We start from the raw sequence: 12,013 nt of genomic DNA, 5'->3' as shown, positions 1-12,013 counted from the left end.
CCGTGCGGCTGATCCTGATCACATTGACGGCCCTTCTGCTCGCGAGCGTGGTCGGCGTCGGCGCGACCTGGATGACGACGACGCGCGGCACCGAGATCGGCGCGCTGACCATCGGCCCGTGGACCGCCCGCCCGCGCACCGGCACCGCCGACGTCGATCCCTATTCGCGCGCCACCATCGTGCGCAATGGCGAGCTGCCGATCGGCACCGGTGACGGCGTCGCCTTCACCGCGACCGCCGACGAGAAGAAGAAGGCGCTCGACGGCCGCTGCGACGTCATCGTCTCCGGCGTGACGCCGCCGGCGCGGTTCTGGACGCTGACGCTGTACGACCGCAAGGGCCACCTCGTCGCCAATTCGCTGCAGCGCTATGGCTTCACCAGCCAGGAGATCGTGCGGCAGTCCGACGGGACGTTCGAGATCCGCATCGCCTCGCGCTCGCGCGCCGGCAACTGGCTGCCGACCGGCGGCATCGAGCGCTACGCGCTGATGCTGCGCCTCTACGACACGCCGGTCGGGGTCGCGACGCGCACCCAGCGCGATGCGCCGATGCCCACGATCAAGACGGTGGGCTGCTCATGATCCGCCTGATGTTCACCATCGTCGCGGGCGTGGTGCTGGGCCTCGTGGTCCATCTCGTCAGCGTGCTGGCGCTGCCGCGGATCGCGACACAGGACGCCTATTCGCGGCTGACGCCGATGACCAAGCTCAATGCCGTGACGCAGCTTCCCCTCGCCGATCCCAACAATTCGCCGATGCCGTTCATGGACCCGGCCTTCGCGATCGCGATCTGCCGCTACGACCTCACGGGCGGGCCGCTCAAGCTCACGGTGCCGGTGAGCCAGGCCTACACCTCGGTGTCGTTCTACACCCGCAACGAGATCGCCTATTACGCCATCAACGACCGCTCCGCCGGCAAGAAGGTGATCGAGCTCGACCTCATGACCGAGCCGCAGCACAACGAGCTGCCCGAGGACGAAGAGATCACCGCGGCCGACCGCCTCATCATCGATTCCCCTGCTACCACCGGCCTGATCGTGATGAAGGCGCTCGCCGCCGAGCCCGGCCTGATGCAGCAGGCGCAAAACTCGCTTCAGGCTGCGACCTGCGCGCCGCAGACAGAAGCGCCCGCCAAGGCCGAAGCGCCGCGCGGACGGCGCTGAGCGCGGCCGTTTCGGCGAGCCGCAATACAAAAACTGAAAAACAACCCCATGCACAGTAGCGGGGGCATTGAAACTGTTAGCTAATCTGAACGACCGATCAGCAGCAGCGCGACCTCAGCGGCGAGACCATTTTGGCCGCCTTTGACACGTCGGGCAAAACACTGGCATGATGGCAACATCGAAAGTTCGTAACACCCGCGGCGGAGCAATCCGCCGCGTTTTTCATGTCGTAGCACAGGTTGCCGTGATCTAAGGATCACCGTCGTCCCCCGCCGCTCGAAAACGCAATCCACTGCGTCGGGTACCTGGCGGAAAGTCCCTGCCCCCAGTGTCAGTCCAAGCCTAGCTCAATATCTCGGGCGGTGCGAGTGCGCCCACTCGCGGGCATGCGCAATGGGCGCGCGCGGCGGCAGGATCGCGCGCAGCTTCTGCGTCGTCGGCAGGCTCTCCATGCGCTCCCGCCATCGACAGAAGGCCGGATATTTCGGGTACATGGCCTTGCCTTCCTCCGTCAGGCTGAACGCAAAGGTGCTTGGCAAAAGGTAGAAATCCGCGATCGAGAGTTCTGGACCGAGGAGGTAGTCCCGACCATCGGCGAGCTCGCGCTCGATGGCCACGAGTGCGTTCTCGACCTTGGGCAGTGCGTGCGCCACCACCTTCTCGTCGGATGCAATCCCGAGCTCGGGAAACACCAGCCGCTCGTGGGTCACATGGTAGATCATGTAGGGATAGACGTAGGAATCGACGACACCGATCCATTGATTCATGCGAGCCCGCGCGTGCGGGTTCTGCGGCGTCAGCCGTGCTCCCGCGAACACCTCGTCGATGTAGCCGACGATGGCGCGCGTCTCGTAGACGGTGAAGTCGCCGTGCCGGAAGATCGGAACGCGGTTGAACGGATGGAGCGCGAGATGCTCGCTCCTGCCCATCACGGGCTCGAGGTCCTCGAAGCGGTAGGCCACGTCCTTGTGGGTGAGGACGAGCCGCACGATGTTGACGAACGTGCTGCGGGGAAAGCCGTAAACGATGGTCTCGGACATCTTTTCTCCTCCCGGTTCGCTTGCTGTCGATCGGGCTCGATCAGCGCCAGAACGGCTTGTTCGCTTGCTCCAAGGCCTCTTCCCGGGTGAGCCCGAGATCGGCAAGGAGATGGGGATTGTCGGCAATCGCGCGAAGATCGTCGCGCTGATTTATCCGCTCGATACGGGCAAGCCATCTGCCGATCAACGCCTGCCATGAATTATGTTTATGATCCGCAGCCGTCGCGCTGCGTCGAACTCGCGCCGGAAAACCGCGAACGGCAATAGGTATTGACATTTATTGCCTCCAACTCCCATGATTTCGTGTCGTGGCCGCCTGCATAGGGCCGGCAGGGCAAAGTCCGCAAAGCATCGTTTCTCGGGCCAGCCCCAATTTTTCTCATGAAGTCCCTCAGGAAGGTTCGTCATGCGCCCGCGTTTGCCACCGCTGAACGCACTAAAGGCCTTCGAAGCCGCAGCCCGCCACGAGAGCTTCACGCGGGCCGCCGAAGAGCTGTGCGTCACGCAAGGTGCGGTGAGTCATCAGGTCAAGGCGTTGGAAACGGAGCTCGCCATCAAGCTGTTCAGCCGCGAGCGCCAGCGCCTGATCATCACGGAAGCGGGCCGCGACTATCTCGCGGTGATACGTGATGCGCTGGACCGAATTGCCGCGGGTACGGAGCGGCTGTTGCAGCGACAGAACGCAGGCGTGCTCACGGTCAGCACGTCCCCGGATTTTGCCGCCAAATGGCTGGTGCATCGCCTCGGCCATTTCGCGGAAGCGCATTCGGGAATCGATCTCCGCGTCTCGGCAACGATGCATCACGTCGATTTTGCGCGTGAGGAGGTCGATCTTGCGGTCCGCCATGGCGATGGAAACTGGCCGGGCCTCGATGCCACAAGGCTCTGCACGGAACGGCTCTTCGCCGTGTGCAGTCCCAAGCTGCTGTCGGGACGCCGCCGCATCGGCGGGGTCGCGGATATCCTGAGATTTCCCCTGATCCACCTCGACAGCAGGTCCGACTGGGCAAATTGGCTACGTGGCGTCGGCATTGACGACGCCGATGTCACGCATGGTCCGGTGCTCAATCGCGCCAGCATGGTCATCGATGCCGCAATCAACGGCCAGGGCATCGCCCTGGCCCGCACGACATTAGGGGCCTGGGACCTGATCAATGGACGGCTGGCGCTGCCCTTCCCGGAGTCGGTGCCATTGTCGAAGAGCTATTGGATCGTCTGCCCCAAGGCGACCGCGTCACTTCCGAAGATTGCGACATTTCGTGACTGGCTGCTCGCGGAGGCGTCGAGCGACCTGCGCCTGCTTAAATCCGTCATCGGGACACCAAAGGCAGCGAGGCGGCGATAGGCCTCTTTCCGGCGATTTTCTCGTCCGCGGAGAATAGTCCGAGGTGGTAAGCCGCCGGGGATTCGGCTGATATCAACGCAGTCCGAACGACAGCACCGATGCGATCAGCGACAATCCCGCGAGCAGCAGAAGCGCCAGCACGGTCCTGCGGAAGGTCTCGTCGTTGATCTTGCCGAAAAGTTTGAAGCCGGACCAAAGGCCCGCGACCATGAAGGGAACGCCCAATGCGTATAGCATCAGCGTTTCCTTCGTTATGGTACCGGCTACGGCCTGAGAGCTCGAGATGACAACGAACGCCACGAACAGCACTGGCTGAAACACCGCGCGCTGCACGTCCTTGGGCCAGCCGCGCCATTGGCAGGAAATCGTCGAGATCACGCCGCCGAGCCCTGTCAGGCCGCCAAGCAAGCCGTTGGAGACGCCAATGGCGATATCGGCTCCGACTCCGATCTTTACCGGAGCGAATACGGGCTTCGTCAGGCCGTAGATTGCGTAGAGCACCAGCAGGACCCCCACACCAAATCGGAGGTAGCTGGGGTTCAGGTAAGCGAGAATGCTGACGCCGATCGGGATGCCGATGACAGTTCCGAGCGCGAGCGGCCAAGCCTTCCGAAGGTCGAGGAGATGTCGCAGCTTGAAGATGCCGTAGCCCTGCGTGAGCAAGCCGTAGCCTGCGATCAAGGTAGCGGTCTGCATCGGCGTGATGATGTGCAGCCATACGCCCGACACCACGAGGCCCATGGCGAATCCGGAAAAGCCGCTGACGAAGCCGCCAGCGAGCGCGGCAAGTGCGAAGAGAGCGAAGACAGGTCCATCCATGGGTCGTCTCCCCAAGAACAATGCAGGCGAGCACTTGGATGGATATCCATCTGATGGGGAGGTCGCGGGTCCCCGCAATCGATCACTCGTTTGGCAATACCTCGGCGTCCTACCCCCCTCCCGCCTCTTTCAGGATTCCCCGGCGTATCGATCGTACAATTTGGCGGCGTTCTCCCAGCGAATGGCCTCCATGTAGACGTCGACATAGCGGGCGGCGGCAGCGCCGAAATCCATGTGATAGGCGTGCTCATACATGTCGAGCACCAGCACCGGCCGACCGCCGGCGAGCGTTGTGGTATGATCTGCGGCCCATTGATTGATGAGCCGCCCGTCACGGGGTGAATAGGCAAGGATCACCCAACCCGAGCCACCGCCTTCGGCCTTGCCCATGGCCGCGAATTCCGTACGCCAGCGCTCGATGCTGCCAAAGTCGCGCGCAATCGCATCGGCGAGAGCGCCGCTCGGCCTCTCGGATCCACCAAGACCGTCGAAGTAGATCTCGTGCAGGATCATCGAGTTCGTTGCGATCAACTCCTCGCGCTTCAGGCCGTTGATGAGAAAGTTCGGCGCCTTCGCGAAATCGAGCTCTGCGAGCTGCGCGCCAATCGCGTTGAGCCGCTTCACGGCTCCGCCGTAGTTGTTCTCGTAGTGGCTGACGAGCACCTTTTCAGAGATTCCGCTGATCGACTTTGGATCGAACGGCATCGGTTTGGCTTCGTAACGCATCGGGCTTCTCCTTCTAATCCTTGGCTCAACTTTTCGTGCTGGCAGTCTTGTCCAGGGCCGCGCGCAAGCCTTCGGCGAGCTTCACGGCATCGTCGTTCGCCCAGAAGTGCATGAAGAAAAGCCGCGGCTGCTCATCCAGCATGTGGCTATGCAGCGCGGTCACCTCGATGCCGTGCGTGCGCAGCGCCAGAATGACAAGGTTGACCTCGTTGCCCGTCAGCACGAAGTCGCCCGTGATGGCCGCCTTCCCGCCCCCCGTCGGCTGGAAGTTGATACCGATCGCAACGCCCATTGGGGCGACAGGGGTCAATGGCATGCCATCTTGCGTGATCGGATCACGTCGCTTCACGTTGAATTGGTAGACGCCTCCGTTGACCTGTCCCTTGCTGCCGATAATCTGGTCGAGCTTCGCGGTGTCTAGGTCCACGGCCGGCGGCGGGCTCGCCGGCGCTGCGACGGTCAATGGAGTCTTGCTTTCGGCAAGTGCATCGTGGATCGCAGCGGCGAGCTTGACCGGGTCCCCGTGCCCGGCAACATGCATGTAGAACGTCGCCGGACTCGCGCGCAGCAGATGATTGTGGATGGCGGTGATCTCGAGGCCGTTCGCGATCATCTTCGCCATCACGGGATTGATCTCGGTTTCGAGCAGCACGAGGTCGCCCATGACCATGGCGCCGCCGTGCCCAGGCTTGAACGCAACCCAGCCGCCGAGCGCCAGCGCCGGCTTGATCGTCACCCCGTCCAACGTCACGGAGAGATCGCTGCGGGGAAAGCCGTAGCGGTGGACGTCGTCCGAAACGGCGGGCTTGCGGCCCAGCGTCTCGTCAACCTTCTGCCAGTCGATGTTCTGCGCTTGAGCCGTCGAGACCGAGCCAAGGAGGCAGGCGCCGAGACCGATGAACGTGAAGAGTGTGTTTCTCATTGATGTGCTCCTAGGTCTTGAAGCAGCTGCGGCTAATCACGCCCCGAGATCGATCGCATCGGCCCATCAAGCGGGAGGCCCAATCCTGGACGTCGCGCGAGCGTCGCCCGGCGCCGGGTATCAGGCGGGGGTCGGCTGAGACGTCCCCGTCAACGCGCGCATCGATAAGCGCCGGCGTATTCGCCGTGCCGATCAGTCTAGATAATCTGCCGGAAGAAATGGGGATGTATGATGCTGACATGCTGCGCCCTTGGTGATTAAGGACGCGATACTTGGGCATGTCGCCTCACGGGGAGATCGCACATCCCCGTAGCGGCGAATTAAAACCCGGATGGCCGAACTGTCAACCTGCTTAAGTCGGGGAATGCAGAAGTCATCGGAGGCACGTCACGAGGATAGCGCCGACGGTTTGGAACCTTTGGCACGTCGAGCAAAAGACCCGCATACAGGCAGCATCTAAAGTTCGTAACACCCGCGCGGAGCAATCCGTCGCGGTTTCATGTCGGAGAAAAGCGAGCCATGATCGAAGGATCGTCATCGTCCCCTGCCACTCGAAGCCGAGTGGACGTAAGTTTGCAACGCCCGAGATTCTAGACTAGCCTGTTCCTCTGCCCCACTCCCTGCCGTAAGCAGGTGTGAAGCTCCCCGCCACGACGGATTACGGGCAAGTCCAGTTTTGCGCACCAGCGCATTTTTTCCGTCGTGTCCATGCGAAACAATTCCGCCGCGTTCGGCTCGGGCGCAATCATCGGTACCTTGGGCGGCCTCATCGGCCTCGGGGGCGCTGAATTTCGTCTGCCGCTGCTCATCAGCTTGTTCAGGTTTCGCGGTCTTGAAGCCGTGGTCCTCAACAAGGCGACGAGCCTGATCGTGGTGGCCAGCGCGCTGCCATTTCGTGCCCGCGCCGTTCCCTTTGCCGAAATATATGCGCATTGGCCGGTCATCCTGAACCTGCTGGCTGGCAGCCTTGTTGGCGCCTATGCCGGAGCATCCTGGGCGACGCGCCTCAAATCCGAAACGCTCTACAAGATCATAGCCGTCTTGTTGCTGCTGATCGCAGGTGTGCTTCTGTTCGCGCACAGCACTGCGGCAGCAACCGCCCCGGCGCTAGCCGGCATGTACCTGATTATCGCGGGCGTAGCGGCAGGCTTCGTGATTGGCATCGTGACGTCGTTGCTCGGCGTTGCCGGTGGAGAATTCCTGATCCCCACCCTGATCCTGCTGTTCGGCGCGGACGTCAAGCTGGCAGGCAGCCTCTCACTCGCGGTAAGCCTTCCGACGATGCTGGTGGGCTTCGCGCGCTATAGCCGCGATCAAAGCTTTTCAGTGCTCCGCGCCAACTGGCAGTTCATGCTTGCAATGGCGATCGGATCGATCGTCGGTACATTCATCGGCGGCTTGCTGCTCGGCGTTGTCCCGAATTCGATTCTTTTGCCGGGATTGGCTGTGATCCTGGTCATCTCAGCCGTGGAGATATGGCGGCACGAGTAGAGCTGGCTCAGGCGTGATACGTTCGATCCATCCGCGCCCAGAGCAGCGCGAACGGACCCAACGCAATTCCCGCCGCAAGAACGATGAACGCCAGCAGCCAGCCGGTCGCGCTCTGCGGACCGCCGGCGGCGTCGAGCGCGGCGCCGGTTCCCCAGGCTCCAACCGCCGACAGACCGAAGCCGACCGTCGAATGCAAGGCCAGGGTCGCACCGCGATGTTCGGAAGTCGCCGCGGCAGACATGCCGGCAGTCAACGCACCTGAATCGGCGGGCACGGTCAGGCCATAGGCGAGCAGCAGCAGTGCGAGCACCCATGCCGGCGCCGTCGCGTTGAGGCCGATGATAAGTGCGACGCAGGCCGATGCGATCATGACGATCGTGATCGCCCGATGGCGGCCGAATTTCAGCGCGGCCTCGTTGCCGAGGATGCTTGCGGGCATCGAGATCACCGCGAAGCAGAAGCTCAGCACGACGGGACTCAACCAAGACGGCGCGCCCTGGTGCGCAACGACGAAGGTCCAGAACCCGACCAGCCAGGTGCGGATGCCGTAAAGCTCGAAGCAGTGCGCGCCATAGCCGAGGATGTAACCGAGCGCCTCGCGGTTGGCGAAGACGGGTGCGAAGTTGAGCAGACGTCCCGCCTTCGGCGCGGACCGCTGCTCCCGCATCAGAAGGCACGCGACGACCATGGCGACGGGACCGAGGCCGGTGACGAGGAAGGCGGTGCGCCACCCCCAGCGGTCGGCGATCAGTTGCGCGACCAGGAACGAGAGGCCAACGCCGACCGAGAAGCTCGAGGTGTACAGTGTGACGGCGCGTGAGGTGTTGCCGGCGGGAAGCCGGTCCGTCAGCGCCTTCAGGCCCGGCATGTAGGCGCCGGCAAATCCAAGCCCTGCAAGGGACCAGATCGCGGTGGCCGACCAGAACCCTTGCGCGAAGATTCCGAACGCTGCGGTCGCGAGCCCGCTGACGATCGAGCCCCAGAGCAGGACAATCCTCGCGTCGATCCGGTCGGTCAACGTCGTCAGCACGGGCACCGCGAGCATGTAGCCGAACGCATAACCGCTCGCCATCAGGCCGCCTTCGGCAGCGGAGAGGCCCCACTCCGGCATCAAATGCTGCGCCAGATTTGCGGACAAGGTCACATGCGGCAGGAGGTTGCCGACCTGCCCAATGCACATCACCGCAATCAGAGACCGACCGCCGAACTTACGAATTTTGTTCTCCTACCTGGAGAGGCGTTGAGTTTGCCCGCTCCGTACGAAGCAGCAAGAGCGCGAAGAAGGCCGAGACCGAGACGAGCGCGCTGATCCACAGCGCACTGCTGCCGATGTGCTCCACCATCAGCCCCAGTGCGAGCGGCGCGGCGGCACCCGTCAGTCTAGAAGGCAGCGAGATCATGCCGACCCGCCTGCCGAATCCGGCCGGCCCAAACAGCGCCAATGGAAGCGTCCCACGGGCAATGGTGATGATGCCGTTGCCCGCTCCGTACAGCACCGTGAAGGTCGACGCGAGCAAGGGTCCGCCCATCACCAGCGCAACGACGCCGATCGGATTCATCAGCATGGCCAGCCTCGCCGAAAGCAGCGGGTGAAACCGGGCGAGCCATCCTGCTTCCAGCAGACGCGCGCCGACTTGTGCAGGCCCAACCAGCGCGCCCGCGAGCAAGGCCTGAGCCGGTGTGGCGCCGAACGCAACCAGCATGGTCGGCAGAATGGCCGAGATGCCCGAACTGACGAAGCTAGCTGCCGCGAACATGTAAGCCAGCAGCACCATCGCGAAGGTCTCGCTCTGGCGTCCGGATTGCTGGATTGCACCCGGCCCCGGTCGAGCCTGTTGGTCCAATGGGACGGCGCGCGGCAGCGAGAGATTGAGCGGCAACGCAACAGCGATATGGATCGACGCCCATACCTGACAGGCGACGCGCCAGCCGTACTCCGACGCGAGCCAGGTCGTGAGGGGCCAGCCGAGCGTGCTGGCGAAACCGGCGATCAGCGTGATGCCGGTGATGGTTCGTCGTGCATTGGTACCGTAGATGCGCGCAAGCGTCGCAAAGGCCGCCTCATAGAGGCCCATGCCCATACCGATCCCGAGCAACGTCCAGGCCGCAATCAGCACCGCCACGCCATGGGCCACGGACAGCAGGAGCAGGCCTGCCACAAACACGAGGTTCGAAATGGCAAGCAGGCTGCGCCCGCCAAACGTATCGATGGCATGCCCCACGCGCGGGCCGAGCAGACCAGAGATGACGAGCGCTCCCGACAGCGCGCCGAACACGTAAGTCGGCGCGAGACCGAGATCGCGCGCAATCGGCGCAGCCAGGATGGCCGGGAGATAATAGCTCGACGCCCATGCAACCGTTTGCGCGGTGCCGAGCGCGGCGACGACGCCGAGCGGGCCTCGGGCTTGGCCCGCGAGAACTTGCTTCATGAACAACCACACCCCGAAGCGCCGGCCTTCTTGGCCGTTTCGTCGGCAGCACAGCAGGCGGACAAATCCTCCTTCGCCGGCCCGCCGCAACATCCCGATGCGGTCCCGGCGGCCTCGACACCGCCACGTGTGCAGACGCCGGTCTCCGGCAGCACAAGCTCCACCCTCGCCGCCGCCTCCTTGTCGCCGGCGATGTCGGCCGCAATCGAGCGAACCTGCTCATAACCCGTCATCATCAGGAAGGTCGGAGCGCGGCCGTACGACTTCATGCCAGCCATGTAGAAACCCGCTTCATCATGCGCGAGCTCGCGCGCGCCGTGGGGACGCACCGTCCCGCAGCTATGCTCGTTGGGGTCGATCAGCGGCGCCAGGGCGACCGGTGCCTCGATGGCGGGATCGAGCCGCAAACGCAGTTCGGACAGGAACGAGAAGTCAGGACGGAAACCTGTCGACACGATCAGTTCGTCCACGACCACGCTTCGCCCTCCGCAACAGGACCCTGCCGCGATCTTGAGGCGACCTTCGGAGTCCGAGAGGTGCGTCACCCCGAATTCGGTTTCGACCTTGATCTTCCCGGAGGCAACAAGTGCGGCGAAGGCACTGCCGAGTTCGCCGCGCGCCGCGAGCTTGTCGTTACGGCCGCCGCCAAACGCCTTCGCGGGATCGGCGCCGCGCAACAGCCAGACGGGCTGCGTACCCGGCACTTCGTCGGCGAGATGCACGAGATCGATCAGCGTGCCCACCGCAGAATGGCCCGCGCCGAGCACCGCAACAGTCTTCCCGGCATATCTGGAACGGCCGGCACCCCGCACATCCGGCATGCCGTAGGCAATTCGGTCGCCGCATTCGGATTCACCGATCGCCGGCAGGCCGTTGCGGCCGGCCGGATTGGGGGAGAACCATGTGCCTGATGTATCGATCACGGCGTCTGCACGCAGAACCTCGGGCCCCTTGCCGTTCTGATAGCGGATTTCAAAAGGCGCCTGCTCGCGCCCCCTGGTCTTTGCCTTGTCGAAGCCGACGCGGCTGATGGCCGAGACGCGGCTGGAGGTCCGGATCACATCGCGCAGCGACGTTCGCGTCGCGAGCGGCGTCAGGTATCGATCGAGCAGTTCGCCGCCGGTCGGATAGGATTGCGGGTCCGGCGAATTCCATCCCGTCGGTGCAAGCAGGCGCGCGGCGGCCTTGTCGACATTGTACTCCCATGGCGAGAACAGCTGGACCTGCTGCCACTGGCGGACGGCGTGTCCGGCTTCGGGTCCGGCCTCGAGCACGATGGGAGACATGCCGCGTTCGAGCACGTGCGCGCCCGCAGCCAGGCCGATCCGGCCCTGCCCCGACAATGGCAACTGTCTTTCCGTCGCTCATTTCGCTACTCCCGTTGTTCTAGAATCATCGAATAATTCGGCCCAAAAAAATCAGGCCGCCGTTTTGGTATCCTTGCATTCGGTTTCGTCGGCACAGCACTCCGACACCAGGAAATCCACCAGGCCCCGCATCCCGTCGTAGTTCGCGTGGCAGACCAGGGTCGTGGATTCGCGGACCTGACTAATGAGCCCGACCGCAACCAGAGACTTGATGTGATGAGATAGCGTCGATGCCGGGATCTTCAGCTTGTCCTGCAAGCGACCGACGGGCATGCCCGGCTGTCCAGCCCGGACCAGCGCCCGATAAATCTGGAGCCGCGTCCGGTTACCCAGGGCTTCCAAGCGTGCTGCTGCGTCGTCGATCTTCATGACCATAAGATGCGCCGATCCGCCCTCGCCGTCAACCGTATTTCTAGAATATTGGAAATATATATATGCGACCGCCCCCGGCGGAGCGGCTTCAGCAGCACTTTCCGTTCTGCTGGATCGGCGGACAAGGGACCGATCCGTACGAACAGAAGACGCAGCAATCGCCGCTCGTCGGCTTGAGCCGGGTCCCGCATCCCTTGCAATCGTAGAAGAACTGACAGGCGTCGGTCGGCATGGTTTCGGCTGACGCGTGATGACAGACCGGACACGTGATCACCGATTGGGTTTGCATGGCCGGCTTTCCTCGATCGCAAGACACAACGCATTCTAAGCGCGGCGAGTT

The 12,013-nt window shown here is 63.4% G+C and carries 13 protein-coding genes and 1 pseudogene; 5 read left to right on the top strand and 9 right to left on the bottom strand.

The features are described 5' to 3' along the window. The first annotated feature begins 2 nt into the window (after window positions 1-2). Both AC0L3X_RS14955 and AC0L3X_RS14950 read left to right on the top strand, forming a co-directional pair. A complete protein-coding gene (locus tag AC0L3X_RS14955; RefSeq protein ID WP_063984558.1) occupies window positions 3-581 on the top strand; it encodes a DUF1214 domain-containing protein in 579 nt (192 codons plus the stop codon). After that, window positions 578-1,162 (top strand): DUF1254 domain-containing protein, encoded by a 585-nt coding sequence (locus AC0L3X_RS14950; RefSeq protein WP_063984559.1) that lies wholly within the window; start codon window positions 578-580, stop codon window positions 1,160-1,162. Before AC0L3X_RS14955 ends, AC0L3X_RS14950 begins: the two co-directional genes overlap by 4 nt. Before the next feature lie 347 nt (window positions 1,163-1,509). Here AC0L3X_RS14950 and AC0L3X_RS14945 read toward each other — a convergent pair whose 3' ends face one another. Beyond that, entirely contained in the window at window positions 1,510-2,202 is a 693-nt protein-coding gene (locus AC0L3X_RS14945; protein ID WP_063984560.1) for a glutathione S-transferase family protein, read from the bottom strand. Between AC0L3X_RS14945 and AC0L3X_RS14940 the strand changes: the two genes are divergently transcribed. Next, entirely contained in the window at window positions 2,189-2,401 is a 213-nt protein-coding gene (locus tag AC0L3X_RS14940) for a hypothetical protein (protein WP_155257828.1), read from the top strand. The two genes, AC0L3X_RS14945 and AC0L3X_RS14940, sit on opposite strands and share 14 nt — an antisense overlap. A 207-nt stretch (window positions 2,402-2,608) precedes the next feature. Next, on the top strand, window positions 2,609-3,547 hold the full coding sequence (locus AC0L3X_RS14935) for a transcriptional regulator GcvA (protein WP_063984561.1): 939 nt from the start codon (window positions 2,609-2,611) through the stop codon (window positions 3,545-3,547). 72 nt (window positions 3,548-3,619) lie between these two features. Here AC0L3X_RS14935 and AC0L3X_RS14930 read toward each other — a convergent pair whose 3' ends face one another. From AC0L3X_RS14930 to AC0L3X_RS14920, 3 genes are all read right to left on the bottom strand, one after another. Continuing rightward, a complete protein-coding gene (locus AC0L3X_RS14930; RefSeq protein WP_063984562.1) occupies window positions 3,620-4,366 on the bottom strand; it encodes a sulfite exporter TauE/SafE family protein in 747 nt (248 codons plus the stop codon). 129 nt (window positions 4,367-4,495) lie between these two features. Next, window positions 4,496-5,092, bottom strand: coding sequence for a superoxide dismutase (locus tag AC0L3X_RS14925; RefSeq protein ID WP_231144430.1), 597 nt, complete (start codon window positions 5,090-5,092; stop codon window positions 4,496-4,498). Between the two features lie 25 nt (window positions 5,093-5,117). Further along, complete coding sequence (locus tag AC0L3X_RS14920; protein ID WP_063984564.1) at window positions 5,118-6,014, bottom strand: DUF1259 domain-containing protein; 897 nt, start codon at window positions 6,012-6,014, stop codon at window positions 5,118-5,120. Between the two features lie 708 nt (window positions 6,015-6,722). Here AC0L3X_RS14920 and AC0L3X_RS14915 point away from each other — a divergent pair. Continuing rightward, complete coding sequence (locus AC0L3X_RS14915) at window positions 6,723-7,505, top strand: sulfite exporter TauE/SafE family protein (RefSeq protein ID WP_063984565.1); 783 nt, start codon at window positions 6,723-6,725, stop codon at window positions 7,503-7,505. 7 nt (window positions 7,506-7,512) lie between these two features. Here the strand turns inward: AC0L3X_RS14915 and AC0L3X_RS14910 are convergent, their stop codons facing one another. From AC0L3X_RS14910 to AC0L3X_RS14890, 5 genes and pseudogenes are all read right to left on the bottom strand, one after another. Then, window positions 7,513-8,685: an MFS transporter gene (locus AC0L3X_RS14910; protein WP_063984566.1), complete on the bottom strand. Its 1,173-nt coding sequence runs from the start codon at window positions 8,683-8,685 to the stop codon at window positions 7,513-7,515. Window positions 8,686-8,713: 28 nt separating this feature from the next. After that, window positions 8,714-9,934 carry an MFS transporter gene (locus AC0L3X_RS14905; protein WP_063984567.1) on the bottom strand — a complete coding sequence of 407 codons (1,221 nt, stop codon included), beginning with the start codon at window positions 9,932-9,934 and terminating at the stop codon, window positions 8,714-8,716. Further along, window positions 9,931-11,302: pseudogene (locus AC0L3X_RS14900) on the bottom strand (NAD(P)-binding domain-containing protein). Before AC0L3X_RS14900 ends, AC0L3X_RS14905 begins: the two are co-directional and overlap by 4 nt. 50 nt (window positions 11,303-11,352) lie before the next feature. Beyond that, window positions 11,353-11,670 (bottom strand): ArsR/SmtB family transcription factor, encoded by a 318-nt coding sequence (locus tag AC0L3X_RS14895; RefSeq protein WP_063986549.1) that lies wholly within the window; start codon window positions 11,668-11,670, stop codon window positions 11,353-11,355. 91 nt (window positions 11,671-11,761) lie between these two features. Beyond that, window positions 11,762-11,962: a GDCCVxC domain-containing (seleno)protein gene (locus AC0L3X_RS14890; RefSeq protein ID WP_080586512.1), complete on the bottom strand. Its 201-nt coding sequence runs from the start codon at window positions 11,960-11,962 to the stop codon at window positions 11,762-11,764. Window positions 11,963-12,013 lie beyond the last annotated feature (51 nt).

It is taken from the genome of Bradyrhizobium sp. MI1.7, assembly GCF_055811795.1.
This window is presented reverse-complemented; position numbering and strand designations above follow the sequence as displayed.